The sequence below is a fragment of the Saccharopolyspora sp. NPDC047091 genome (assembly GCF_040643635.1).
Lineage (GTDB): Bacteria > Actinomycetota > Actinomycetes > Mycobacteriales > Pseudonocardiaceae > Saccharopolyspora_C.
Window position 1 is genome coordinate 34,465 of the sequence record NZ_JBEYUS010000012.1, and the last position, 24,355, is coordinate 58,819.

Genomic DNA, 24,355 nt, shown 5'->3' on the forward strand with positions numbered 1-24,355 from the left:
CCCTCACGCCGCCGAGGTCACGCGGTAGACGTCGTAGACGCCTTCGATGTTGCGGACCGCCTTGAGCACGTGCCCCAGGTGCTTCGGGTCGCCCATCTCGAAGGAGAAGCGGCTCACCGCGACCCGGTCCTTCGAGGTGGTGACCGAGGCGGACAGGATGTTCACCCGCTCGTCGGCGAGCACCTTCGTCACGTCCGAGAGCAGCCGGTGCCGGTCCAGCGCCTCCACCTGGATGGCGACCAGGAACACCGACGACGAGGACGGCGCCCAGTAGACCTCGACCAGCCGTTCCGGCGATTTGCGCAGGTCGTCGGCGTTGGTGCAGTCGGTGCGGTGCACGCTGACCCCGCCGCCGCGGGTGACGAAGCCGAGGATCTCGTCGCCGGGCACCGGGGTGCAGCAGCGGGCGAGCTTGGACCACACGTCCCCGGCGTCCTTGACCACGACCCCGGAGTCGCCGGTGCTGCGGCGGCGCTGCTGCACGGTGGACGGGGTGGAGCGCTCGGCGATCTCGTCCTCGGCCTGCTCCACACCGCCGATCAGCGCGACGAGCCGCTGCACCAGGTGGTGCGCGGAGACCTGCCGCTCCCCCACGGCCGCGTACAGCGCGGTGACGTCCACGTAGTGCAGCTCGCGGGCGACCGCGGCGATGGAGTCGGCGGTGACGAGGCGCTGCACCGGGAGGCCGAGCCGGCGGATCTCCTTGGTGATCGCATCCTTGCCGTGCTCGATGGCTTCTTCGCGGCGTTCCTTCGCGAACCACTGCTTGATCTTCGCCTTGGCCCGCGGGGAGGCCACGAACGACAGCCAGTCCCGGCTCGGCCCGGAGCCTTCGGCTTTGGAGGTGAAGATCTCGACGACCTCGCCGTTCTCGAGCTTGCGCTCGAGGGCGACCAGGCGGCCGTTGACGCGGGAGCCGATGCACCGGTGCCCGACCTCGGTGTGCACCGCGTACGCGAAGTCCACCGGGGTCGACCCGGACGGCAGCGTGATCACATCGCCCTTGGGGGTGAACACGAAGATCTCGCGGGTGGCGAGGTCGTAGCGCAGCGATTCGAGGAACTCGCCGGGGTCGGCGGCCTCCCGCTGCCAGTCCAGCAGCTGGCGCATCCAGGCCATGTCGTCGACTTCGACGCCCGCCTGGCCACCGCCGCCGTTGCGGCCCTTGGTCTCCTTGTAGCGCCAGTGCGCGGCGATGCCGTACTCGGCGGTGCGGTGCATCTCGCTGGTGCGGATCTGCACTTCCAGCGGTTTGCCCTCGGGACCGATGACCGTGGTGTGCAACGACTGGTAGACGCCGAAGCGGGGCTGGGCGATGTAGTCCTTGAACCGGCCGGGCATCGGCTGCCACAGCGCGTGCACCACGCCCATCGCGGCGTAGCAGTCGCGCACCTCGTCGACGAGGATGCGCACGCCCACCAGGTCGTGGATGTCGTCGAAGTCGCGGCCGCGGACGATCATCTTCTGGTGGATCGAGTAGTAGTGCTTCGGGCGGCCCTCGACCTTGGCGGCCAGCCGCGCGGCCTCCAGCTGGCCGGACAGCTCGTCGGTGACGGTGCGCAGGTAGGTGTCCCGGGAGGGGGCGCGGTTGGCGACCAGGCGCACGATCTCGTCGTACTTCTTGGGCTGGAGGATGGCGAACGCCAGGTCCTCCAGCTCCCACTTGATGGTGGCCATGCCGAGCCGGTGCGCGAGCGGGGCGAGCACTTCGAGGGTTTCGCGGGCCTTGCGGGCCTGCTTCTCCGGCGGCAGGAAGCGCATGGTGCGCATGTTGTGCAGCCGGTCCGCCAGCTTGATCACGAGGACGCGCGGGTCGCGGGCCATCGCGATGATCATCTTGCGGATGGTCTCGGCCTCGGCGGCCGCGCCGAGCTTCACCTTGTCCAGCTTGGTGACGCCGTCCACCAGGTGCGCCACTTCGTCGCCGAAGTCCTCGCTGAGGCGCTCCACCGAGTAGTCGGTGTCCTCGACCGTGTCGTGCAGCAGCGCCGCCACCAACGTCGTGGTGTCCATGCCCAGCTCACCCAGAATGGTGGCGACGGCCAGCGGATGGGTGATGTAGGGATCGCCCGATTTGCGGCGCTGGTGGCTGTGCTTGTCCTCGGCCACGTCGTAGGCCCGCTGCAGCAGCGCCAGGTCCGCGTGCGGGTGCAGCTCGCGGTGCACCGCGGCCAGCGGTTCGAGCACTTGCTTGACCTCCGCGGCGCGCTGCGCCGTGATCCGTCTGGCCAAGCGGGCGCGCACCCGCCTGGTCGCCGAGGCGGGGCGTGCCTGCTCGGTTGCTGCTGGGGCAGGAGACTCGACGTCTTGGCTCACCGCGCGCTCCCGGGCATGGAGGGGACGTTGCACCCGGGTCTTGATGCGGTGAAGCGGTCACGACCCGGGCATCGAGAATAACGCCGTTCGGGCTATCGCCCTTCCCCGGCCGTCCCCCGAAACGTTGAACGGTCACTCTCAGCTGCGAGCCGACGGGAAAACTTCACCAGGACCGATCACCCGGGCCGAAAATCCTCACACCGCCAGCAGTGCCTGCACGTCCGAATCCATCCGGTCCCGGCCGCCCAGGGCGGTCAGTTCGAGCACCACCGACGAGGCCACGACCTTCGCACCCGCCCGGCCCAGCAGCTCGCAGGCGGCGCGCAGCGTGCCGCCGGTGGCGAGCACGTCGTCCACCACCAGCACCCGCTGCCCAGGGCTGATGGTCGCCGCCGGGAGCTCCAGGCTCGCCGAGCCGTACTCCAGCTGGTAGTCGACGCGGTCCGCGACCTCCGGCAGCTTGCCCGGCTTCCGCAGGCCCACGACGCCGGTGCCGCGCGCGTGCGCGACGGCGGCGCCGAGCAGGAAGCCGCGGGCCTCCACCCCGGCCACCACGTCGAACTCCAGGCCGTCACCGAGCGCGCGCACGACCGCCGCGAACGCCTCCCCGTCGGCCAGCAGCGGGCTGATGTCGCGGAACAGGATCCCGGGCTCCGGGAAGTCCGGGACCTCGCGGATCAGCCGCGCCGCCTGCTCCAGTGCGGGGTGCAGCACCCGCACCGCGTCCGGCTCCGCCATCAGCGCCGCTTCTTCCCGGTCGGGCGGCTGGACTTGCCCGCGGGCCGCCGCCGGTTCTGCGGGGCGTCGGAGCGCGCGGTGCGCCTGCCCGCAGCGCTGGACGCGCCGGCCAGCGGCCGTTCCGGACGCGCCTCGGCCTGCTCGTCCGCCGGTTCGTCGGCCTCCTTCGCCGCGCCCCGCTCCCGGCGCTGGACGACCTTCGCCGCCTGCTGCCGGTACTTGCGGTCGCGCATCTTGAAGTCCACCAGCAGCGGCGTCGCCAGGAAGATCGACGAGATCACACCGGCGATCATGCCGACCAGCTGCACCAGTGCCAGGTCCCGCAGCACGCCCACGCCCAGCAGCCAGGCGCCGACCACGAGCAGGCCGGCCACCGGCAGCAGCGCGATCACCGAGGTGTTGATGGAGCGCATCAGCGTCTGGTTCACCGCGAGGTTCGCGGCCTCCGGGTAGGTGCGACGGGTCAGGCCGAGCAGCCCGCGGGTGTTCTCCTTCACCTTGTCGAACACCACGACCGTGTCGTACAGCGAGAACCCGAGGATCGTCAGCAGACCGATCACCGTGCTCGGCGTGACCTCGAAGCCGGTGAGCGCGTAGATGCCCGCCGTGACCACCACGTCGTGCAGCAGCGCGATCAGCGCCGCCACCGCCATCCAGCGCTCGAAGTAGAACGCGAGGAACACGGTCACCAGCACCAGGAACACGCCCAGCGCCAGCAGCGCCTGCTGGGTGATCTCGCCACCCCAGGTGCCGCTGACCGCGCTGTCGCTGACCGCGGCCGGGCTCGGCCTGCCGTCGGTGCCCAGCGGCTGGAGCCGCTGGAACATCGTCTCCTTGACCTCGGCGACCTGCGCGGTGTTCAGCGACTCGGTGCGGACCTGGATGGTCTGGCTGCTCGCGGTGCCCACCAGCTGCACCGTTTCGGCCGGGTGCCCGAGCGCTTCGGTGAACGCCTCCTGCACCTGGTCCTCGCTGATCGGGCCCTGCGCGCCGACGGCGGGGACCTGCAGCTTGGTGCCGCCCTCGAAGTCGATGCCCAGGTTGAAGCCCTTGATGCCCATCGCGCCGATGCACACCAGCACCAGCAGTCCGAGGGACACGTACCAGCGCATGCGCTTGCCGACGATGTCGAAGGCGCCGTTGCCGATGTAGAGGCGTTCGAAGACGCTCGCGCGCCGGTTTCCGCCGTCGCCGGCGGTGCTGTGGGTGACCACCGTCAGGCCTCCTTCGCGCTGGAAGCACCCCGGGAGCGCGCGGCGCGCTGCTCGGCGGCGTAGCGCTGCGTCGCGCCGAGGCCGGACACCGAGGACTTGGACAGGAACTTGTTCTTCGACGCCAGCGCCACCAGCGGGTGCGTCACCAGGAACACCACGACGAGGTCGAGCACCGTCGACATGCCGAGGGTGAACGCGAAGCCCTTCACCTGGCCGACCGCGAGCACGTAGAGCACGGCCGCGGCCAGGAAGCTCACCGCGTCGGCGGACAGGATCGTGCGCCGCGCCCGGATCCACGCCCGGGGCACCGCGGAGCGGAACGTCCGGCCCTCGCGGATCTCATCCTTGAGCCGTTCGAAGAACACGATGAACGAGTCCGCGGTGATGCCGATCGCGACGATGAACCCGGCGATGCCCGCCAGGTCGAGGGTGAAGCCGATCCACCGCCCGAGCAGCACCAGCACGCCGTAGACGATGCCGCCGGAGAGCACCAGCGACAGCACCGTGAGCACGCCGAGCAGCCGGTAGTAGGCGAGGCAGTACACCGCGACCAGGAACAGGCCGATGCCGCCCGCGATCAGACCGGCCTCCAGCGCGGCCACGCCCATCGTCGCCGACACCGTCTCGGCCTCGGACTGGTCGAACGCCAGCGGCAGCGAGCCGTACTTGAGCACGTCGGCCAGGTCCGTCGCGGACTGCTGGTTGAAGCTGCCGCTGATGGAGGCGTTGCCGCCGAGCAGCGCCTGGTTGATCGTCGGTGCGGAGACGACCTCGCCGTCGAGCACGAACGCGGCCTGCTGGCCGACGTTGGCGGAGGTGAAGTCCGCCCAGCGCTTGCCGCCGTCAGCGGTGAAGTCCAGGCTCACCGTCCAGTTCGGCTCCTGCTGGTTCGGCGGCTGCGCCGCCGCGTTGGCGATGTCGGTGCCTTCCATGAACACCGGCTCCAGCACGTACTTCTGCGCCTTCTGCTGGTCGCAGGCGACCAGCGGGAGCTTCGGGTCGGCGTTGCCGCGCAGCGGGTCCTCGGCGTTGCAGTCCAGCGCGGAGAGCGCCTGCATCTGCACGTTCGGGTCGGTGCTCTGCCGGGTCTTCTTCGCCTCGTCGATCGCCGCCTGCTGGGCTTCCGGGTCGGCGGGCTGCTGGGCGTGGGCGGCCTGCGGCGCGGTCCCGGAGGGCTGGCCCGGCTGCGGCGGCGGGGCCTGCGCGGGCGCCACCATGTTCGGCACCACCTTGCGGAAGCTCAGCTCCGCGGTCTGGCCGAGCTGCTTGGCCTGGTCACCGCCCTCGCCGGGCACGGTGATCACCAGGTTGGAGCCGTCGAGGTTCACCTCGGAGCCGCTGATGCCCATGCCGTTGACGCGGGTCTCGATGATCTGCCGCGCCTGGGTCAGCGATTCCTGCGTCGGCGGCCGACCGTCCGGGGTGCGCGCGGTGAGCGTCACCCGGGTGCCGCCCTGGAGATCGATGCCCAGCTTCGGATCGGGTTTCTTGTCGCCGGTGAGGAATACCAATCCGTACAACGCCACGACGATCAGCGCGAAGATCGCGAGGTAACGCCCTGGGCGGATCTGCCCGGCCGGAGGTGCCACGGTGCGTCGGTCTCCTGTCCACGGTCTACGGAATGTGGGCGGGACATCGGCCGCGCAGGGCGGAGCGCCCGCGATCCGATGCCCCGAATGATCGGCCGTTCCAGGTACCCCCGGAACGGCCGTTGATCACAGTACGCGCCCGAACAGCACGAGCACGCCGCACGATCTGGGAAGGCCCGTCGCCAGTCTGCCAGGCGGGTGGCGCGGGAAGACGCGAGGGGCGGCTTCGCGGGCCCGCGAACTGGGGAAATCGCCCAAGGCGGACGCGGGTGGAGCGGCCCGGTGGCGCGGTGCGGGATTCGTAAACCCGCCACGGCGGCGGTCGCGGGGAGCTCCCTCCGCCGGTCGGCGGCCGCCCGTCGGCCGGATGGCGGGGCGTCGGCACCGCAGGGCGGGAGGCGGGCATCGACCGGGCCGCGATACTCCGCTGCGGCGGAGCGAACGGCGCGGGACGCCGGGCGCGCTGCGGGCCGGAGCCGCCGCCTCCGAGGCGGCGACTCGACGGCTCTGCCGGACGGCCCGCGTTCGGGCCGGTCCGGGAACGCGGCGGACGGCCGGTGCTGATCACCGGCCGTTCCGGCTCAGCTGGTCTTCTGCTTCTCGATCGGCTCGGCGACCTGCGCGGAGGACTCGGTGGAGGTCGCGGTGGCCTCCTGCTGCTCGCCCTCGGCGTCCTTCGCCTCGGCCGCGGGGGCGGCCTCGTCCTGCTCGGTCGCGGTGGCCTCGGTGACCTCGGCGGCCTCCTCGGTGGTGACCTTCTCGCGGACGGCGGCGCGCACCCAGGTGGTGACGACGCCCGGCGCGATCTCCAGGTCGATGCTGTCGTCCGAGCTCGACACCACGGTGCCGAACAGCCCGGAGGTCGTCATCACCCGGTCACCCGTGGTCAGCGAGTTCTGCAGCTTCTGCTGCTCCTGCACGGCACGCTTCTGCTTGCGCGCCTGGAGGAACATCGGCACGGCCAGCAGCACGATCAGCAGGGGCAGAAACAAGGATTCGAGAGACATCATGCTCCGTTTCGGCGGACGCCGCGGGGATCGCCCGACCACCTGCCGGGGCGCCCGAATTGTTCGGATGTAGCGCTTCCAGTGTGCCAGCCGTGTCGATGGGCGTGCCGCCACCCGTCGGGCCGCGCGGGCCGAACCGGTGTCCGGCGGCGCCATCGGGGCCGTCAACGCCGCGCAGCCTATCGCCCGCGAGGTGGCCGGACTCACAGCCCACCCGCCGCCGGAACGGGCTCGAACGGCGGCTACTCGAACAGGACGGCCTGCGATTCGCCGGGCGCGTGCGGCGGCGGGGTGAGACCCACGTGCTGCCAGGCGGCGACGGTCGCGACCCGGCCGCGCGAGGTGCGGGCGAGCATGCCCGCGCGCACCAGGTAAGGCTCGCAGACCTCCTCGACCGTGCTCGGTTCCTCCCCCACCGCGACCGCGATGGTGGTGATCCCGACCGGCCCGCCGTGGAAGGACCGCACCAGCGCCGAGAGCACCGCGCGGTCCAGCCGGTCCAGGCCGAACTCGTCGACGTCGTAGACCGCCAGCGCCGACCGCGCCACGTCCAGGGTGACCGCGCCGTCGGCGCGCACCTCCGCGTAGTCGCGGACCCGGCGCAGCAGCCGGTTCGCGATGCGCGGCGTCCCCCGGGAGCGGCGGGCGATCTCGACGGCGCCGTCGGGACGCAGGTCCACGCCGAGGATGCCCGCGGAGCGGCGCACCACCAGCTCCAGCTCGGCGGGCGAGTAGAACTCCATGTGCGCGGTGAACCCGAACCGGTCCCGCAGCGGGCCGGTGAGCGTCCCCGAGCGAGTGGTGGCGCCGACCAGCGTGAACGGCGCGATCTCCAGCGGGATGCTGGTGGCGCCCGGGCCCTTGCCGACGACGACGTCGACCCGGTAGTCCTCCATCGCCAGGTACAGCATCTCCTCGGCGGGCCGGGCGATGCGGTGGATCTCGTCGATGAACAGCACGTCGCCCTCGGCGAGGTTGGACAGCATCGCCGCCAGGTCGCCGGGCCGTTCCAGCGCGGGCCCCGAGGTCACCCGGATCGCGGAGCCCAGCTCCGCCGCCATGATCATCGCGAGGCTGGTCTTGCCGAGCCCGGGCGGGCCGGAGAACAGCACGTGGTCGGGCTGTTCGCGGCGGTTGAGCGCGCCGTGCAGCACCAGTTGCAGCTGTTCGCGCACCCGCGGCTGGCCGACGAACTCGCTGAGCCTGCGCGGGCGCAGCGTGCTCTCCACGTCCTGCTCGGCCGGTTCCTGCTCCGGATCCAGCGGGGCTTCGCCGGGCAGCGCCTGCCGCGCCGGGAGCTGGCCGGGCAGCAGGTCCGCGGGCGGGTCCTCGTCCTCGTGCGGAGCGCTCATCGCGGGCCCAGCGCGGCCAGCGCCTTGCGCAGCACCGCGGAGGTGTCGGCGGGTGCGCCGTCGGCGGCGAGCACGGCTTCCACGCTCTGCTCGGCCTGCTTCGCGGAGAACCCGAGGCCCACCAGCGCCTCGGCGACCTCGGTGCGGACCCGGCCGCGGTCCGGGGCGCCGGGCAGCTCGCCGGAACCGTTGCCGGCGAGGGTGCCGACCTTGTCCCGCAGCTCCAGGATCAGCCGCTCGGCGCTCTTCTTCCCGATGCCGGGCACCTGGGTGAGCGTGGTGAGGTTGCCGTCCGCGAGCGCGTGGCACAGCTGGTCCGGCGAGAGCACCGCCAGCGTCGCCAGCGCCAGCCGCGGCCCCACTCCGGACGCGGTCTGCAGCAGCCCGAACAGGTCGCGCGCCTCCGGATCGGCGAAGCCGTACAGGGTGAGCGAGTCCTCCCGCACGACGAGCGTCGTGGCCAGCAGCGCCTCTTCGCCGCGGCGCAGCCCGGCGAGGGTGGCGGGGGTGGCGTGCACGGCGTGCCCGAGCCCGCCCACGTCGATCACGGCGTGGTCCAGCCCGATCGAGAGCACCGGCCCGCGTACCGAAGCGATCATCCTGTGAGGTCTCCTCTGCCTGCCGGGGGACGCCGCGCGTCCCGCAGCCGTTGCCGGTGCGCCTTGGCCAGTTCCGCGGCCTTCGCCTCCGCCGCGGCCAGCCGCGAGCTCATCGGCGCCCGCCACAGGTGGCAGACGGCGAGGGCGAGCGCGTCGGCGGCGTCGGCCGGCCGGGGTGCTTCGCTGAGCCCGAGGACCTTGGTGACCATGAGCGTGACCTGCCGCTTGTCGGCACGGCCGGAGCCGCTGATGGCGGCCTTGACCTCGCTCGGCGTGTGGAACGCGACCGGCAGCCCGCGGCGGGCGGCGGCCAGCGCCACCACCCCGGAGGCCTGCGCGGTGCCCATCACCGAGCGCACGTTGTGCTGGCTGAACACCCGCTCGATGGCCACCACCTCGGGCTGGTGCGCGTCCATCCACTGCTCGACGGCGTCCGCGACCGCCTTGAGCCGCATCGGCAGCTCGTCGGCGGGCGGGGTGCGCACGACACCGACGGCGACGCAGGAGATGTGCCGGTTCCGGCCGCCGTCCACCACGCCGATCCCGCAGCGGGTCAGCCCGGGGTCGACTCCCAGCACGCGCACGACTTCCTCCTCGGCCTTCAGCTCACCCGGGAACACCCGTTCGACACTCTAGCGCCTGCGGGGCGTCCCGCTCCCGCACGACACACCCGATGATCACCCGTCCGCGCGGTGCGCGCCGCACCGGCCCCGCGGTCACGGACCGTCGACGCCGGGCGTCCAGCGCTCGGGGGCTCCGCTGTCGGTCAGCACCGGCTGGTATTCGGCGAACCCGCCGGGCGCGTCCGGCTGCCACGGGAAGGTGCCGTCCGGTGCGGCGACGATCAGCTGCACCGCCGGGAAGTCGGCGCCCTTGTACACGGTGAACGCGCTGCCCAGGTATTCCGGGTAGTGCTGCTTCGCGATCCGTTCGAAGGTGACCGGGCAGTTCGCCAGGAATCCCGCGTACAGCTGCCCGGGGCTGAACCGCTCGCCGCCGGAGACGCGCGCGACGTAGGTGTCCACCACCGCCTGCGCCACGTCCTTCGGCAATCCGATCACCACGACCTCGGGCTTGCCGAAGCGCCGCCACGCCCCTACGGAGAACGCGTGGGCGGCCCCGCCTTCGTCCTCCGCCACGTGCACCACGGCCGCGCCGTGGCGCTCCGCGGTGTCCACCAACCACTGCCGCAGCTGTTCTTCCGTCTCCGCCACGAGGCCCATTCTGCCGATTCTCATCCGATCGGGGGAGCCTTCGGGGGCTCGGGCGCGCCGCGCCCGCCCCGGCGCGCCCCGTGCGCCGATCAGGCGTCCAGTTCCGCCATCACTTCATCGGAGACGTCGAAGTTGGCGTAGACGTTCTGCACGTCGTCGCAGTCCTCCAGCACGTCGATCAGCTTGAAGATCTTGCGCGCGCCGTCCGCGTCCAGCGGGACGTTCACCGAGGCCATGAAGCTCAGCTCCGAGGAGTCGTACTCGATCTCGGCCGCCTGCACCGCCTTGCGGACCTCGACCAGGTCGGTCGGCTCGCACAGCACCTCGAAGCTCTCGCCGAGGTCGTTGACCTCTTCGGCGCCCGCCTCCAGCACCGCGCCGAGCACGTCGTCCTCGGTCAGCCCGTTCTTCGGCACGATCAGCACGCCGCGCCGGGAGAACATGTACGACACCGAACCGGCGTCGGCCATCGAACCGCCGTTGCGGGTCATCGCGGTGCGGACCTCGCCCGCGGCGCGGTTCTTGTTGTCGGTGAGGCACTCGACCAGGACCGCGACGCCGTTCGGGCCGTAGCCCTCGTACATCAGGGTCTGCCAGTCGGCGCCGCCGGCCTCTTCGCCACCGCCGCGCTTGCGGGCGCGCTCGATGTTGTCGACGGGCACCGAGTTCTTGCGCGCCTTCTGCATGGCGTCGTAGAGCGTCGGGTTGCCGTCGGGGTCTCCTCCGCCGGTGCGCGCCGCGACCTCCACGTTCTTGATGAGCTTCGCGAAGAGCTTGCCGCGCTTGGCGTCGACGGCGGCCTTCTTGTGCTTGGTGGTGGCCCACTTGGAGTGGCCGCTCATCTTTCCTCCGTCTTTCCACGCCGTCGCAGGCGAGACCCCGGGGCCTTCAGCCTGCGCGAACGGTCTGCACGAATTGCCGGTGCACGCGCTCGTCGCCGTGGACCAGTTCCGGGTGGAAGCTGGTGGCGAGCACGCGCCCCTGCTGAACCGCGACGATCCTACCGGCGGCGGCCTCGTCGCCTGATCCGCGCGGGGTGACCTCGGCCAGCACCCGCACCTGCGGCCCGATGCGCTCGACCCAGGGGGCACGGATGAACACCGCGTGCACCGGGCCGTCGACCCCGGTGAAGTCGAGGTCGGCCTCGAACGAATCGACCTGCCTGCCGAACGCGTTGCGCCGCACGGTCATGTCGAGCGCGCCGAGCGGGGTGATGCCCGCTTCCGCGCCGCCCAGCACCTCGCCGGCCAGCAGCACCATGCCCGCGCACGAGCCGTAGGCGGGCAGGCCGTCGGCGAGCCGCTGCCGCAGCGGTTCGAACAGCTCGAAGGAGTGCAACAACCGGCTCGTGGTCGTCGATTCCCCGCCGGGCAGCACGATGCCGTGCAGGTCCGCGAGCTCTTCCGGCCTGCGCACGGGTTTGGCGATCGCACCGCTGCGGTCCAGGGCGCCGAGGTGCTCGGCGACGCCGCCTTGCAGGGCGAGCACGCCGATGACGGGGGACGCGACACCGTCCGACACGCGAGTTCTCCGTTCATCCGTTCCGACGGGTGAATGGCCCATTCGACCGATGTGCTCGGTCCAATGGGCCATTCACCTGGTGAGAAGTGGGGTCACCAGCCGCGCTGGGCGTAGCGCTGGTCCGCCGGGAGGGAGTCGACGTTGAGGCCGACCATCGCCTCGCCGAGCCCGCGGGACACCTTCGCGATCACGTCCGGGTCGTCGTAGAAGGTCGTCGCCTTCACGATCGCCTCGGCACGCTTGGCCGGGTCGCCGGACTTGAAGATGCCGGAGCCGACGAACACGCCTTCGGCGCCCAGCTGGCGCATCATCGCCGCGTCGGCCGGGGTGGCCAGCCCGCCCGCGGTGAACAGCACGACCGGGAGCTTCCCGGCGGCCGCGACCTCCTTGACCAGGGCGACCGGGGCGCGCAGCTCCTTGGCCGCCGCGTACAGCTCCTCCCCGTCCAGCCGGGTGAGCCGCCGGATCTCGGCGCGGATGGAGCGCATGTGCCGGGTGGCCTCGACGACGTTGCCGGTGCCCGCCTCGCCCTTGGAGCGGATCATGGCGGCGCCTTCGGCGATGCGGCGCAGGGCCTCGCCGAGGTTGGTGGCGCCGCAGACGAACGGCACGGTGAAGTTCCACTTGTCGATGTGCAGCGCCTCGTCAGCGGGGGTGAGCACCTCGGACTCGTCGATGTAGTCGACGCCGAGGGACTGCAGCACCTGGGCTTCGACGAAGTGTCCGATGCGGGCCTTGGCCATCACGGGGATGGAGACGGCGTCGACGATGCCCTCGATCATGTCCGGGTCGGACATGCGGGCCACGCCGCCCTGGGCGCGGATGTCGGCCGGGACCCGTTCGAGGGCCATCACGGCGACGGCGCCCGCGGCTTCGGCGATCTTCGCCTGGTCGGGGGTCACCACGTCCATGATCACCCCGCCTTTGAGCATCTCCGCCATGCCGCGCTTCACTCCGTCGGTGCCGGTGGCCTGGGCGGTGGCTGCGGTGTCGGTCACGGTCTGCCTTCCCTCGGGGGTTCCGGTGCGGCGGTGCGCCGCGCTCCCCTCCGACGCTAGGCCGGAACTGGACCACTTCCACGGTCCACTTACCCCCGTTTTCGGTAGTCCACTTCGCGATCGGCGCCGGTGAACGGCATTGCACGCGACGTCACCCGGGTGTGCGATCGAGGGCACGACGACGTCCGAGGGGGCTGCGATGGGCAGCAAGCAGAACGTTCCGGGAGCGCAGGCGGCGCCCGCTCCCACCGATCCGAGCGACATCCGCAACGTGGTCCTGGTCGGCCCGTCCGCCGCGGGCAAGACCACGCTGGTGGAGGCGCTGCTGGCGGCGACCGGCACCATCCCGCGGACGGGTTCCGTGGTGGACGGGACGACGGTGTGCGACCACGACAGCGCGGCCGTCGACCAGCAGCGCTCGGTGGCGCTGTCGGTGGCGCCGCTGGACCACGACGGCCACAAGATCAACCTGATCGACACGCCCGGCTACGCCGATTTCGTCGGGGAGCTGCGCGCGGGCCTGCGCGCGGCGGACGCGGCGCTGTTCGTGGTGTCCGCCGAGGAGGGCGTGGACGCGGCGACGCGCGCGATCTGGCAGGAGTGCGCCCGGGTGTCGATGCCGCGCGCGGTGGTGCTGTCCCGGCTGGACCAGCACCGGGCCGATCCGGCGGCCGCGCTGGAGTCGTGCCGGGAAGCGTTCGGGGCCGGGGTGCTGCCGCTGCACCTGCCGCTGCGCGGGTCCGGCGGCGGCACCACCGGCCTGGTCGGGGTGCTCACCGGCACCGTCTCGGGCACCGGCGCGGCGCGGGACTGCGAGCGGGAACGCGCCGAGCTGATCGAGGCGATCATCGCCGAGAGCGAGGACGAGTCGCTGATGGACCGCTACGTGGCCGGTGAGCGGATCGAGGAGCCGGTGCTGATCCGCGACCTGGAGACGGCGGTGTCCCGTGGCGGCCTGCACCCGGTGCTGCCGGTGTGCGCGGCGACCGAGGTGGGGCTGCCGGAGCTGCTGGACGGCCTGGTGCGCGGTTTCCCCTCCCCGCGGGAGCACCCGCCGGTCCAGGTCACCGATCCGCGCGGCGGGAACCCGCGGGAACTGCCTGCGGACCCGGCGGGCCCGCTGGTCGCGGAGGTCGTGCACACCTCGGTCGATTCCTACGTCGGACGGGTGTCACTGGCCAGGGTGTTCTCGGGGACGGTGCTGCCGGAGCGGGCGGTGCACGTCTCCGGGCACGGCATGGCCGAGCGCGGGCACCCGGACCACGACGAGGACGAGCGGGTCGCGCACCTGTACTCACCGCTGGGGTCGGGGCTGCGCGAGGTGCCGCGCTGCGTCGCGGGCGACCTCTGCGCGCTGACGAAGCTCGGCTCGGCCGAGACCGGCGACACCCTGTCCGATCCGGCGGGCCCGCTGCTGCTGTCGCCGTGGCCGATGCCGGAGCCGCTGCTGCCGGTCGCGGTCGTCGCGCGCACTCGCAGCGACGAGGACGCGCTGGCGCGGAACCTGAACCGGCTCGTCGCCGCCGACCCGAGCCTGCGGTTGCAGCGGGACGGCGAGACCCACCAGCTGGTGCTGTGGTGCACCGGCGAGGCGCACGCCGACGTGGTGCTGCAACGCCTCCGCGACGGTGGCGCGGAGATCGACACCGAGCCGTTGCGGGTACCGCTGCGCCAGACGTTCCGGCAGGCGGCGAAGGGGCACGGCAGCCACAAGAAGCAGTCCGGCGGGCACGGCCAGTTCGCGGTGTGCGACGTCGAGGTGGAGCCCGCGCCGCGCGGTTCCGGCGTCGAGTTCGCCGACCGGGTGGTGGGCGGCGCGATCCCGAAGCAGTTCATCGCCAGCGTCGAGAAGGGCGTCCGGGCGCAGGTGGAGCGCGGCCTGGAGGAGGGCCTGCCGCTGGTGGACCTGAAGGTGACGCTGGTGGACGGCAAGGCGCACAGCGTCGATTCCTCGGACGCCGCCTTCCAGACCGCGGGCGCCCTGGCGCTGCGCGCGGCCGCCGAGCAGGCCGGGCTGGTCACGCTGGAACCGGTGGACGCGGTCGCGGTGTCCATCCCGGACGAGCACCTGGGCGTGATCCTCGGCGACCTGTCCAGCCGTCGCGGCAAGGTCGTCGGCACCGAACCGGAGGACTCCGGCTGGACGGTGGTGCGCGCGCACGTGCCCGCGAGCGAACTGGCCCGCTATTCGATCAACGTGCGCTCGCTGAGCTCGGGCAGCGCCACCTTCACCCGCCACTTCGAGCGCTACGAACCGATGCCCACCTGACGGGGGCCCGGCCGCGCGGGCCCGGAGTTCCGGTTCAGTCCGCGGCGGGTTCCGGGTCGGGCCCGCCGCCGTCCTCGATCCCGCCGTCCTCGATCCCGCCGTCCTCGATCCCGCCGTCCTCGATCGGGGCCGGTTCGGTGCGGTCGGCGACCGGCTGGACGTTGAGCTGGATCTGCGGGTTCCGGACGTAGGCGGCGGCCTGCTCCGGGGTGAGGTGGTCGGCGATCAGTCCCCACGGCACCTTGCCGCCGGAGGACGGGTAGCGCATCCACACCGCGTACTCGTCGGCCTCGGTGATCGGGTGCGTGACCGGCGGGACCGGGTCGGCGGCGGACTCCGCTTCGACCGCCTCGACGTCCCAGGCGGCGGTGTCGCGCAGCACGGCGACGGTCTCCGCCGGAACCGCCGAGGCCAGCGGGAACCAGTCGAACTGCCCGCCCGCCCAGGCTCGGATGCGGACGTCGTAGACCGCGTCGTCCGTCGAAGCCACCACGCCGCACCTCCGCTTGATCGAGCACTCGCGGCGAGCAGCCTAACCAGCGGCACCGACGGTGCCCGTACCCGCGTCGGCGGCCATCACAGGCCCCGCACGAACACCGCCCACGCCGAGCGCCCGAACAGCAGCGCGGGACCATCGGGGTCCTTCGAGTCGCGTACACCGACCGCCGAGCTCAATGCGGCCACTTCGACGCACGCACCTCCGCCCTGACCGCTGCGGCTGCTCTTCCGCCAGACCACGCCACCCACGCTCGATGCGGTCGAAAGGTGCCACGATGTCATGCGAAGTCCTTCGTCAGTCTCCGTAAGAACGCTTCGGTCTCGCTGATCGACAACGCCTTCATTGTCAGCTCGTCGAACACCTGGCGGAAGACCTCCACGACATCGGGTTCTTCGAGGCAACTACCGCCCGACTGGTTCTCCACGTAAACGACCCCAGGATCATCGGCGTTCGCGAAGTCAACCAGGTGAAACGAGCCGAGCTGCCCTCGATGAGGACCGCCACCCAAAGCCATGACCTGCAAGGTCACTTGCGGGTTCGTGCAGAACGTCGCCAGTCTCTCGATCTGCTCGAACATCACTTCCTGGGAGCCGATCTCCCGGCGGAGCGCAGACTCATCGATGATCGCGTGCAGGGTCAGCTGCTCACCGTCCCTGGTCAATGCGTCTCTTCGCCTCAGTCGGGCCGCTGCCTGCTCCTCCAAATGAGACTTCGAGGCTGACGAACCATCGCGGAGAACCGCGTCCGCGTACCTCCGCGTCTGCAAGATCCCCGGGACGAAGCCGAGGTCCCACTCGCGGATCTCGCTGGCTCCCCATTCGAGGCCGACGTAGAGGGAGAACCACTCGGGGATGGCCTGGTTGCCGTCCCACCAGCCCTTCTGCTTGGCGACGTCGGCCAGCCGGAGGTACCAGTCGATGCGCTCGGCGGGCACGCCGAGGAACGGGAGCATGATCTCCAGGTCCGGTCCGCTGATCGCGTTCCGCATGCTCTCCATGTGCGCGATCTTGCCCTGGCCGCAGCGGAGCCTGGCCGCGATGTCGCTCTGCTTCAGGCCCGCGGATTCGCGCAACCGGCGGATCTCCTGGGCCAGCCAGCGGCGCCCCACGGTCGGGCTGATCGGCTGCGGACCGACCGGGTCGTGGCCGGCTTGCTCGTGCATCGGGTGCTCTCCCCTGCCGTTCCGGTGCGGTCGCCGATCCGGGCGCGAAGATCACCCGACGGTGATCTATGCGAGCAAGATTCACTAAGTAATCTTTACACAGCGCTCCGTGATCATTCGAGCACACAACGTACCCGGCGGCTTCGCCCCGACATCACCAGGAGGTCCCCCATGCGCTGCGGCATCGCCCTCTACGAGATCCGCAACCCCGATTCGCGCTGCGCCTACGAGCAGCTGATCTGCCTCGGCGAGCTCCCCGGCGACGACCAGCCCGCCGTGTGGCGGGACTGCCTCACCGCGTGGGGCCTGGCCCAGCTGCGCGCGCACGACTGCCGCTTCGGCCGGTACTTCGCGGCGGTGCTGCCGCTTGACGAGGAGGGTGCCCCCGACGACGCGGCCGCGGACCTGCTGCTGGAGCAGGACGTGCCGCCGGCGGAGCGGCACTTCGCGTGGTCCGGCTACGAGGAACTTGTCCCGGCCTGAGCGGAGCGGGCCGCCGCGCGCAGGCGCTGCAGGACGGTGAGCGCGGAGAGCGCCGCGAGCAACCACACCGCCACGTCCAGCACGTAGGGCACGCCGAGCCCGTGCAGCCCGGTGCCGACCAGCACGAGCACGAACCGCTCGGCCCGCTCGGCGAGGCCGCCGTCGGCGCTGAGCCCGTTCGCCTCGGCACGGGCCTTCACGTACGAGGTGACCTGCGCGCCCACCAGGCACAGCAGCAGCCCGACGCCGAGCGGCCGATCCCCCTCCACGACCAGCGCCCACCACACCAGCGCCCCGAACAGGGCGCCGTCGGCGATGCGGTCGCACCCGGCGTCGAGCACGCCGCCGAACGCGGAGGACCCGCCGCCGGCGCGGGCCATCGCCCCGTCGAGCAGGTCGAACAGCAGGAACACGGTGACCACGACGGTGCCGGTGAACAGCTCGCCGCGCGGGAAGAACCAGAGCGCGGACGCGACGCCGGCGACCGTGCCGATGACGGTGACGGCGTTCGGCGTGAGCCCCGCCCGGACCAGCGCTGCGCCGATCGGGTGCGTCCAGCGGGAGATCGAAGCCCGCGCGAAGATGTTGAGCATCGCCTGTTCCGCCAGCCGCCTAGCGCACCGAATCCACGGTGCCTGTTGTTCACCTGGCAGCGTATCCGTAGCCGAGGCGCTGATCGGACGGCAGGCGAGTCGCCACACCGCCGGTGAACCGCATCACAGCCGGAATGGTTGAACGTTCAACACCGTTGCACGGTGCAGCAACCACCCGCACCACCGTTTCAGGAGAAGGCCACATGAGCACTGCCACCACGATCCCCGGTTACGTCGTCGGCACCTGGGACATCGACAGCGTGCACTCCGACATCGAGTTCACCCTGCGCCACCTGGGCGTCGGTCGCTCCCGCGGCCGCTTCGACGGCTTCAGCGGCGAGATCGTCACCGCCGAGAACCCCCTCGACTCCTCGGTGACCGCGGACATCGACCCGGCCACGATCAACACCGGCAACGGCGACCGCGACGCGCACGTGCGCAACAGCGACTTCCTGGACGTGGAGAAGTTCCCGAAGGCGGGCTTCCGCTCCACCGGCATCCGCCAGGACGGCAGCGACTACGTCATCGACGGCGAGTTCACCCTGCACGGCGTGACCAAGCCGGTGTCGCTGGCGGCCGAGCTCGGCGGCTTCACCGACAACGGCCAGGGCGGCACCCTGCTCGGCATCTCCGCCTCCACCACGATCAACCGCACCGACTTCGGCGTCGGCCCCGAGGGCGGCGCCATGCTGGGCGAGAAGGTCAAGATCACCCTGGAGATCGAGGCCAACCTCCGCGCCGAGTGAGCACCCCTCGGACACGACGAAAGGCCGAGGACGCGATGTCCTCGGCCTTCGTCGTGTCCGGGGTCCGTTCTTGCGCCGAGAGGGCCGGCACCGGCGATTCACATCGAGCAAGAACATCGGAACGTTACGACGACGCGGCGAAATTGCCCCGCTAAGACCATTTTCTCCCCGAACGGTAACAACCCTCCGTGATCGATCGACATCGTGTTACGGAGCGCGCACATGGGGTGCGCACGCAGCGCCCGGAGTTCGGGCGGAAATGAGAAAATGGACATGAGTCAGTCGTTCAACACTTCGGCCACTCCACCGCAGTCCCCGCAGGGAATGCCACCGGGGACACCGCCGAAGCAGAAGGTCAAGAAATGGCCGTGGATCGTCGGCGGCATCGCGGTTCTGGCCCTGATCGGCGCGATCAGCTCAGGCGGTTCGACGGAACCGACCGCACCCGCAGCGCTGCCGAACAGCCCCGCGCCCGCGACGGCCGTCGTCGACGTCACGCTTCCCGACCTCGCGGGGAAGAACGGCCAGATCGCGCTCGACGAGTTGGCCGCGCTCGGCCTGACCGCCGTGACGCCCGCCGGTCAGGACCACGGCGGGAGCATGGTCGTGCTGCCTGCGAATTGGACCGTCGTGAAGATCGAGCCTGCGCCGGGCACCGTCGTGAAATCCGATTCCACCGTCGTCGTGACCATGACCAAGAACGGTCAGAACGCCGCCACCGACGGGGCTGGGAACGACGCGCGAGAATCGACGAATTCCGGCATCGGCGACGGGACCTACGTGGTCGGCACCGACATCGAACCCGGGACTTACAGGTCCGCCGGCCCGTCCAGTTCCGTCGTTCCCATGTGCTACTGGGCACGCCTGAAGGACACTTCGGGTGAATTCGACTCGATCATCGCGAACAACGTCGGCGAAGGACCCGCCACCGTCACCATCCAGGACGGCGACGGGGCGTTCGAGATCCGCGGTTGCAAGCCTTTCGAGAAGACCGGCTGAGTTCGTCGTTCCTCGCCTCGCCCATTCTCAGCGGGCGAGGCGAGGACGACCCGGTCAGGCGTGCCAGGCTTCGGCGAGGAGGCGGCGGGTGTCGCCGAGGAGTTGGGGCAGGACCTTCGTGTGGCCGATGACCGGCATGAAGTTCGCGTCCCCGCCCCAGCGCGGCACCACGTGCTGGTGCAGGTGCGCGGCGATGCCCGCGCCCGCCACCGGCCCCTGGTTGAGGCCGATGTTGAACCCGTGCGGCGCCGACACCTCGCGGATCACCCGCATCGCGCGCTTCGTGAACACCGCGACCGCCGTCGTCTCCTCGTCGGAGAGCTCCGTGTAGTCCGCAACGTGCCGGTACGGCAGCACCATCAGGTGCCCCGGGTTGTACGGGTAGAGGTTGAGGATCGCGAAGACCAGCTCGTCCCGGGCCACGATCAGCGTGTCCTCGTCCGGCAGGCCCGACTCCAGCAACCGGCAGAACGGGCAGCCCTCGCTGGCCTCGCCCTCCGGCTTGTTCTCGCCCTGGATGTAGGCCATCCGGTGCGGGGTCCACAGCCGTTGCAGCGCGTCCGGCACGCCGATGCCGCGCTGCTCGGAGTACTGGACCCCGCTGTCGTCGGACGTCACTCGGCCTCCGCCCCGGTCGCCAGCTCCGGCTGGAAGACGTCCGCGGTCGGCGAGGCGTTCTCGCGGCGCTCCACCCAGCGGCCGATGGCGGCCACCGCCTCCGCCACCGGCACCCCGTTGATCTGGGTGCCGTCGCGGAACCGGAACGACACCGCACCGGCCTCCACGTCCTTGCCGCCCGCCAGCAGCAGGAACGGCACCTTCTGCGTGGTGTGGTTGCGGATCTTCTTCTGCATCCGGTCGTCGCCGTGGTCGACCTCCGCGCGAATCCCCTTGGCGCGCAACGACTTCACCACGTCGACGAGGTGGTCGGCGTGCTCGTCGGCGATCGGGATGCCCACCACCTGCACCGGGGACAACCAGGCCGGGAACGCGCCCGCGTAGTGCTCGGTGAGCACGCCGAAGAACCGCTCGATGGAGCCGAACAGCGCCCGGTGGATCTTGATGGGGCGCTGCTTGGCGCCGTCCTTGCCGGTGTACTCCAGGTCGAACCGGTCCGGCAGGTGGTAGTCCACCTGGATCGTGGACATCTGCCAGCTGCGGCCCAGCGCGTCCCGCGCCTGCACGGAGATCTTCGGCCCGTAGAACGCGGCGCCACCCGGGTCCGGCACCAGCTCCAGGCCGGAGGACTCCGCCGCCTCGCGCAGCGCGTCGGTGGCCACCCGCCAGCTCTCGTCGTCGCCGACGTACTTCTCGTCGTTGCGGGTCGACAGCTCCAGGTAGAAGTCCTCCAGGCCGTAGTCGCGCAGCAGGTCCAGCACGAACGACAGCAACGACTTCAGCTCGTCCTGCAGCTGCTCCGGCATGCAGTAGATGTGCGCGTCGTCCTGGGTCATGCCGCGCACCCGGGTCAGGCCGTGCACCACGCCGGACTTCTCGTACCGGTACACCGAGCCGAACTCGAACAGCCGCAGCGGCAGCTCCCGGTAGGACCGCCCGCGGGACCGGAAGATCAGGTTGTGGAACGGGCAGTTCATCGGCTTCAAGTAGTAGTCCTGGCCCGCCTTGCGCAGCACGCCGTTCTCGTCGCGCTCCTCGTCGAGGTGCATCGCCGGGAACATGCCGTCCTTGTACCAGTCGAGGTGCCCGGAGGTCTCGAACAAGGTGCCCTTGGTGATGTGCGGGGTGTTCACGAACTCGTAGCCGGCGGCCTCGTGGCGGCGGCGCGAGTAGTCCTCCAGCTCGCGCCGGATGATGCCGCCCTTCGGGTGGAACACCGGCAGCCCGGAACCGACCTCCTCCGGGAACGAGAACAGGTCCAGCTCGGCGCCCAGCCTGCGGTGGTCGCGGCGCTCGGCCTCGGCCAGCCACTCCAGGTGCTCGGCCAGCGCCTCCTTCGACTCCCACGCGGTGCCGTAGACGCGCTGCAGCTGCTGGTTGTTCTGGTCGCCGCGCCAGTAGGCGGCGGCCACCCGGGTCAGCTTGAACGCGGGGATGAACTTGGTGTGCGGCACGTGCGGGCCGCGGCACAGGTCGCCCCAGACGACCTCGCCGTGCCGGTCGATGTTGTCGTAGACGGTGAGCTCACCGGCGCCGACCTCCATCACCTCGCTGGTGTCCACCTCGTCCGCACCGGACTTGAGGTCGACCAGCTCCAGCTTGTACGGCTCGTTCGCCAGCTCCTCGCGGGCGGCCTCCAGCGAGTCGAGGCGGCGGCGGGAGAACTTCTGCCCGGACTTGATGAGCTGCTTCATGCGCTTCTCCAGCGCCTGCAGGTCCTCCGGGGTGAACGGGCGGTCCACGTCGAAGTCGTAGTAGAAGCCGTCCTTGACGGGCGGGCCGATGCCGAGCTTCGCGTCCGGGAACTGCTGCTGCACCGCCTGCGCCAGCACGTGCGCGGCCGAGTGGCGGATGACGCTGCGCCCGGCCTCGGTGTCGGCGGCGACCGGCTCGACCTCCACGTCGGACTCCGGCGCCCACGCGAGGTCGCGCAGCTCGCCGTCCTCGTCGCGGACCACGACGATCGCCTGCGGCCCCTGGCCGGGCAGGCCCGCTTCGGCGACGGCGGCGGCAGCGGTAGTGCCCGCCGGCACCTTCACCCTGGTGACCTGCTGGGCTTCGGGCGGCTGAACGGACACGATGACTCCTCGTGAAGAGCGGTCGCCGGAGGGGCGACCCGCGGATGAACCGGCTGGCACTTGCCCTTTCGATGCTATCGGCCGCACGCCAGCCGTTTTCCGCCCCTGCCCGGCGCGGACGGGTTCAGCCGAGATCACCTTCCGCGATCATCGCCTCGATCTCCATCGCGGAGGCGAGCCCGCCCGCGCACGGCCCGATCACACCGCCCACGCCGAGCGCGCGCAGCCGGTTCGCCTGCTCGAGGGTGCGCACCCCGCTGCCGACGACGTGCAGGCCCAGCAGCCGCGCCGAACCGACCAGGCTGGACACCAGGTGCTCGTCCAGCGGGTCCGGCCCGCCCGGATCGGCGAACGAGTCCAGGTAGCCGCCGGTGAGCCGCACCGCGCACAGCGGCAGCCCGCGCAGCCGGGACACCTCCCGGTGGTCGTGGCCGAAGTCGTGCACGCCCAGCGTCAGGCCCATCTCGGCGAAGATCTCCAGCGCGTCGATCGGATCGCCGTGCTGGTCGAACAACGCCGTCTCCGGCACTCCGATGATCAGCTTGCTGGCGGACAGGCCGCTGTCGGCGAGGATGCGGCGCATGTCCGCGACCAGCTCCGGGTCCCGCAGCTGGCGCGCCGACAGGTCCACGGCCGCCACCGGCCCGCGGTCGCCGAACCGCTCCTGCCAGTGCACGGCGTGCGCGCACACCTGCTCCAGCATCCAGGTGCCGAGCCGGGTGATCAGGCCGGTCTCCTCGGCCAGGCCGAGGAAGTCCTCCGCGTCCAGCTCGCCGAACTCCGGGTGGTCCCAGCGCAGGTGCGCCCGCACGCCCACCAGCGAGGCGTCGTCCAGCCACACCACCGGCTCGTACTCCACGTACAGCTCGTGCTCGTGCAGCGCGGTCGGCATCGCCGCCGACAGGTGGAACCGCTCCTTGGCCGCCGCGTTGTGCGCCGGGTCGAACAGCGCCCACTGCGCCCGGCCCTCGTTCTTCGCGCGGTACAGGGTGATGTCGGCGTCCTGCAGCAGCTCGTCCGGGCCGGTGGCGGCGACCGCGGTCTCCACCACGCCGACGCTGGCCGACGCGGTGAGCAGGTGGCCGCACACCGACACCGGGCGGGTCACCTCCGCCAGCATGTGCTCGACGATCTCCACCAGCCGCGCCGCGCCCTGCGAATCGGGGATGAGCACCACGAACTCGTCGCCGCCCATCCGCGCCGCCAGCCCCGACTCCAAGGTCGCCAGCGCGTTGAGCCGTTGCGCCATCGCGCGCAGCAGCTCGTCGCCGACCGGGTGCCCGAGGCTGTCGTTGATCGCCTTGAAGCCGTCCAGGTCGAAGTAGCACAACCCGACGCGGCGGCCCGGGAACACCGGTTCCAGCGCCGCGTCCAAGGTGGTCTTGAGCAGGGTGCGGTTCGCCAGCCCCGTCAGCGGATCGTGCGTGGCCTGCCTGCGGAACTGCTCCTGGAGCATGTGCCGGTGCGTGATGTCCTCGTAGAGCAGCACCTGGTAGTCCGGCGCGCCGTGCGAGTCGCGCACCAGCGAGGCCGACACCTGCGTCCAGATGTGCGCGCCGTCGGCGCCGCTGAGCCGCGTCTCCGACTGGAACCGGTCCACCTCGCCCACCGACAGCGCCTCGACGTTCTCCACCAGGTCGTCCACCCAGTCCGGGTCGGCGAGGTCGAAGACGCTGCGGCCCACCAGGTCCCGGCAGACCTGCTCGAAGATGCCCTCCATCGGCGAGTTGACCTCTTCGATGATGCCGTCGAGCGTGACGATCGCGATGCCCAGCGCTGAGGACGTGAACACCGCGCGGAAGGAGGCCTCGCTGGCGCGCAGCGCTTCCTCCGCCGCGTCCCTGGCCTGCAGCACAGCGCGCTTGATGACCTCCTGCTCGTCGAGGGTCTGCTCCCGCAGCTGCCCCGCGTAGGCGGCGGCGACGGCGCCCAGCACGGGCACCAGGTCGCCCGGCGCGGCCTGCGCGGGCCGCAGCTTCGGCAGTTCGGAACCGAGCATCCACAGCGTCCGGTCCAGCGCGGCGGGCCCGGTGAAGTGGATGCGCACCAGCCGCGCGCCGAGCTCGGCGGCGGCGTGCAGCAGCCGCTCCTCGTCACCGAAGGCGTCGAGCAGCGCATCGAGCCGCTCCAGCAGGAAGCCCTCGATGTCGGCGCGCGCCAGCGGCACGTAGCTGGTGCGGATGATCTCGCGGGTCCAGCGGCGGACGAACTCGGTCCGGTCCGCGGCCGAGTCGGCGCCGGAACCGTTCCCGGGGCCCTCGGAGGCTCCGATCATGACCCGGCACCGCCGATTCGGCTGCGGATTCCGCCATTTCCGGCGCTTTCGGGACGACTGTTTGCGCATGGGCATATTCCCCGGA

The 24,355-nt window shown here is 71.3% G+C and carries 23 protein-coding genes; 4 read left to right on the plus strand and 19 right to left on the minus strand.

Annotated elements, in window-relative coordinates; translation table 11 throughout:
• Positions 1 to 3 precede the first annotated feature (3 nt).
• The 12 genes from ABZ805_RS08390 to pdxS all read right to left on the minus strand — a co-directional run bounded on the left by ABZ805_RS08390 (position 4) and on the right by pdxS (position 12,548).
• Entirely contained in the window at positions 4 to 2,316 is a 2,313-nt protein-coding gene (locus tag ABZ805_RS08390) for a bifunctional (p)ppGpp synthetase/guanosine-3',5'-bis(diphosphate) 3'-pyrophosphohydrolase (protein ID WP_358436282.1), read from the minus strand.
• A gap of 195 nt (positions 2,317 to 2,511) precedes the next feature.
• Positions 2,512 to 3,054, minus strand: coding sequence for an adenine phosphoribosyltransferase (locus ABZ805_RS08395; RefSeq protein ID WP_358436284.1), 543 nt, complete (start codon positions 3,052 to 3,054; stop codon positions 2,512 to 2,514).
• The gene (secF, locus tag ABZ805_RS08400; protein WP_358436286.1) at positions 3,054 to 4,268 is read right to left on the minus strand and encodes a protein translocase subunit SecF; all 1,215 of its coding nucleotides are present in this window, start codon (positions 4,266 to 4,268) and stop codon (positions 3,054 to 3,056) included. The genes ABZ805_RS08395 and secF overlap by 1 nt, the downstream gene beginning before the upstream one ends.
• A 2-nt stretch (positions 4,269 to 4,270) precedes the next feature.
• Positions 4,271 to 5,857: a protein translocase subunit SecD gene (gene secD / locus ABZ805_RS08405; RefSeq protein ID WP_358436288.1), complete on the minus strand. Its 1,587-nt coding sequence runs from the start codon at positions 5,855 to 5,857 to the stop codon at positions 4,271 to 4,273.
• A gap of 581 nt (positions 5,858 to 6,438) precedes the next feature.
• The gene (gene yajC / locus ABZ805_RS08410) at positions 6,439 to 6,864 is read right to left on the minus strand and encodes a preprotein translocase subunit YajC (protein WP_358436290.1); all 426 of its coding nucleotides are present in this window, start codon (positions 6,862 to 6,864) and stop codon (positions 6,439 to 6,441) included.
• Positions 6,865 to 7,106: 242 nt separating this feature from the next.
• Positions 7,107 to 8,216: a Holliday junction branch migration DNA helicase RuvB gene (ruvB, locus tag ABZ805_RS08415; RefSeq protein ID WP_358436292.1), complete on the minus strand. Its 1,110-nt coding sequence runs from the start codon at positions 8,214 to 8,216 to the stop codon at positions 7,107 to 7,109.
• A complete protein-coding gene (gene ruvA / locus ABZ805_RS08420) occupies positions 8,213 to 8,815 on the minus strand; it encodes a Holliday junction branch migration protein RuvA (protein WP_358436294.1) in 603 nt (200 codons plus the stop codon). The genes ruvB and ruvA overlap by 4 nt, the downstream gene beginning before the upstream one ends.
• The gene (gene ruvC, locus ABZ805_RS08425; protein WP_358436296.1) at positions 8,812 to 9,399 is read right to left on the minus strand and encodes a crossover junction endodeoxyribonuclease RuvC; all 588 of its coding nucleotides are present in this window, start codon (positions 9,397 to 9,399) and stop codon (positions 8,812 to 8,814) included. The genes ruvA and ruvC overlap by 4 nt, the downstream gene beginning before the upstream one ends.
• Positions 9,400 to 9,531: 132 nt before the next feature.
• The gene (locus tag ABZ805_RS08430) at positions 9,532 to 10,038 is read right to left on the minus strand and encodes a DUF4262 domain-containing protein (RefSeq protein ID WP_358436298.1); all 507 of its coding nucleotides are present in this window, start codon (positions 10,036 to 10,038) and stop codon (positions 9,532 to 9,534) included.
• A gap of 80 nt (positions 10,039 to 10,118) precedes the next feature.
• On the minus strand, positions 10,119 to 10,871 hold the full coding sequence (locus ABZ805_RS08435; protein ID WP_358436301.1) for a YebC/PmpR family DNA-binding transcriptional regulator: 753 nt from the start codon (positions 10,869 to 10,871) through the stop codon (positions 10,119 to 10,121).
• Between the two features lie 46 nt (positions 10,872 to 10,917).
• The gene (gene pdxT / locus ABZ805_RS08440) at positions 10,918 to 11,550 is read right to left on the minus strand and encodes a pyridoxal 5'-phosphate synthase glutaminase subunit PdxT (protein ID WP_358436303.1); all 633 of its coding nucleotides are present in this window, start codon (positions 11,548 to 11,550) and stop codon (positions 10,918 to 10,920) included.
• A gap of 92 nt (positions 11,551 to 11,642) precedes the next feature.
• Positions 11,643 to 12,548: a pyridoxal 5'-phosphate synthase lyase subunit PdxS gene (gene pdxS / locus ABZ805_RS08445; protein ID WP_358436305.1), complete on the minus strand. Its 906-nt coding sequence runs from the start codon at positions 12,546 to 12,548 to the stop codon at positions 11,643 to 11,645.
• Between the two features lie 199 nt (positions 12,549 to 12,747).
• Here pdxS and ABZ805_RS08450 point away from each other — a divergent pair, with 199 nt between their 5' ends.
• Complete coding sequence (locus ABZ805_RS08450) at positions 12,748 to 14,817, plus strand: elongation factor G-like protein EF-G2 (protein ID WP_358436308.1); 2,070 nt, start codon at positions 12,748 to 12,750, stop codon at positions 14,815 to 14,817.
• 34 nt (positions 14,818 to 14,851) lie between these two features.
• Here the strand turns inward: ABZ805_RS08450 and ABZ805_RS08455 are convergent, their stop codons facing one another.
• From ABZ805_RS08455 to ABZ805_RS08465, 3 genes are all read right to left on the minus strand, one after another.
• Entirely contained in the window at positions 14,852 to 15,307 is a 456-nt protein-coding gene (locus tag ABZ805_RS08455) for a hypothetical protein (RefSeq protein ID WP_358436310.1), read from the minus strand.
• An 86-nt stretch (positions 15,308 to 15,393) separates the two neighbouring features.
• Positions 15,394 to 15,555 carry a DUF397 domain-containing protein gene (locus ABZ805_RS08460; protein ID WP_358436313.1) on the minus strand — a complete coding sequence of 54 codons (162 nt, stop codon included), beginning with the start codon at positions 15,553 to 15,555 and terminating at the stop codon, positions 15,394 to 15,396.
• 38 nt (positions 15,556 to 15,593) lie between these two features.
• Positions 15,594 to 16,478: a helix-turn-helix transcriptional regulator gene (locus ABZ805_RS08465; protein ID WP_358436316.1), complete on the minus strand. Its 885-nt coding sequence runs from the start codon at positions 16,476 to 16,478 to the stop codon at positions 15,594 to 15,596.
• Positions 16,479 to 16,649: 171 nt separating this feature from the next.
• Here ABZ805_RS08465 and ABZ805_RS08470 point away from each other — a divergent pair, with 171 nt between their 5' ends.
• Positions 16,650 to 16,961 carry a hypothetical protein gene (locus tag ABZ805_RS08470; RefSeq protein ID WP_358436319.1) on the plus strand — a complete coding sequence of 104 codons (312 nt, stop codon included), beginning with the start codon at positions 16,650 to 16,652 and terminating at the stop codon, positions 16,959 to 16,961.
• Here ABZ805_RS08470 and pgsA read toward each other — a convergent pair.
• Complete coding sequence (pgsA, locus tag ABZ805_RS08475; protein WP_358436322.1) at positions 16,937 to 17,554, minus strand: phosphatidylinositol phosphate synthase; 618 nt, start codon at positions 17,552 to 17,554, stop codon at positions 16,937 to 16,939. The genes ABZ805_RS08470 and pgsA overlap by 25 nt on opposite strands.
• A gap of 203 nt (positions 17,555 to 17,757) precedes the next feature.
• Here pgsA and ABZ805_RS08480 point away from each other — a divergent pair, with 203 nt between their 5' ends.
• Both ABZ805_RS08480 and ABZ805_RS08485 read left to right on the plus strand, forming a co-directional pair.
• Entirely contained in the window at positions 17,758 to 18,300 is a 543-nt protein-coding gene (locus tag ABZ805_RS08480) for a YceI family protein (RefSeq protein ID WP_224956204.1), read from the plus strand.
• Positions 18,301 to 18,573: 273 nt separating this feature from the next.
• A complete protein-coding gene (locus ABZ805_RS08485) occupies positions 18,574 to 19,299 on the plus strand; it encodes a PASTA domain-containing protein (RefSeq protein ID WP_358436324.1) in 726 nt (241 codons plus the stop codon).
• Positions 19,300 to 19,353: 54 nt separating this feature from the next.
• Here ABZ805_RS08485 and ABZ805_RS08490 read toward each other — a convergent pair whose 3' ends face one another.
• The 3 genes from ABZ805_RS08490 to ABZ805_RS08500 form a co-directional block, all read right to left on the minus strand.
• Positions 19,354 to 19,827 carry an HIT domain-containing protein gene (locus tag ABZ805_RS08490; protein WP_358436442.1) on the minus strand — a complete coding sequence of 158 codons (474 nt, stop codon included), beginning with the start codon at positions 19,825 to 19,827 and terminating at the stop codon, positions 19,354 to 19,356.
• Positions 19,828 to 19,913: 86 nt separating this feature from the next.
• Entirely contained in the window at positions 19,914 to 21,956 is a 2,043-nt protein-coding gene (gene thrS / locus ABZ805_RS08495) for a threonine--tRNA ligase (RefSeq protein WP_358436444.1), read from the minus strand.
• A 163-nt stretch (positions 21,957 to 22,119) separates the two neighbouring features.
• Positions 22,120 to 24,270: an EAL domain-containing protein gene (locus ABZ805_RS08500; RefSeq protein WP_358436326.1), complete on the minus strand. Its 2,151-nt coding sequence runs from the start codon at positions 24,268 to 24,270 to the stop codon at positions 22,120 to 22,122.
• Positions 24,271 to 24,355 lie beyond the last annotated feature (85 nt).

Coding starts and splice junctions, on each gene's coding strand:
- ABZ805_RS08395 (WP_358436284.1), bottom strand. CDS start 3,054: ATGGCGGAGCCGGACGCGGTGCGGGTGCTGCACCCCGCACTGGAGCAG.
- yajC (WP_358436290.1), bottom strand. CDS start 6,864: ATGTCTCTCGAATCCTTGTTTCTGCCCCTGCTGATCGTGCTGCTGGCC.
- ruvB (WP_358436292.1), bottom strand. CDS start 8,216: ATGAGCGCTCCGCACGAGGACGAGGACCCGCCCGCGGACCTGCTGCCC.
- ruvA (WP_358436294.1), bottom strand. CDS start 8,815: ATGATCGCTTCGGTACGCGGGCCGGTGCTCTCGATCGGGCTGGACCAC.
- ABZ805_RS08430 (WP_358436298.1), bottom strand. CDS start 10,038: ATGGGCCTCGTGGCGGAGACGGAAGAACAGCTGCGGCAGTGGTTGGTG.
- ABZ805_RS08435 (WP_358436301.1), bottom strand. CDS start 10,871: ATGAGCGGCCACTCCAAGTGGGCCACCACCAAGCACAAGAAGGCCGCC.
- ABZ805_RS08450 (WP_358436308.1), top strand. CDS start 12,748: ATGGGCAGCAAGCAGAACGTTCCGGGAGCGCAGGCGGCGCCCGCTCCC.
- ABZ805_RS08465 (WP_358436316.1), bottom strand. CDS start 16,478: ATGCACGAGCAAGCCGGCCACGACCCGGTCGGTCCGCAGCCGATCAGC.
- ABZ805_RS08470 (WP_358436319.1), top strand. CDS start 16,650: ATGCGCTGCGGCATCGCCCTCTACGAGATCCGCAACCCCGATTCGCGC.
- pgsA (WP_358436322.1), bottom strand. CDS start 17,554: ATGCTCAACATCTTCGCGCGGGCTTCGATCTCCCGCTGGACGCACCCG.
- ABZ805_RS08480 (WP_224956204.1), top strand. CDS start 17,758: ATGAGCACTGCCACCACGATCCCCGGTTACGTCGTCGGCACCTGGGAC.
- ABZ805_RS08485 (WP_358436324.1), top strand. CDS start 18,574: ATGAGTCAGTCGTTCAACACTTCGGCCACTCCACCGCAGTCCCCGCAG.
- ABZ805_RS08490 (WP_358436442.1), bottom strand. CDS start 19,827: ATGGCCTACATCCAGGGCGAGAACAAGCCGGAGGGCGAGGCCAGCGAG.
- ABZ805_RS08500 (WP_358436326.1), bottom strand. CDS start 24,270: ATGATCGGAGCCTCCGAGGGCCCCGGGAACGGTTCCGGCGCCGACTCG.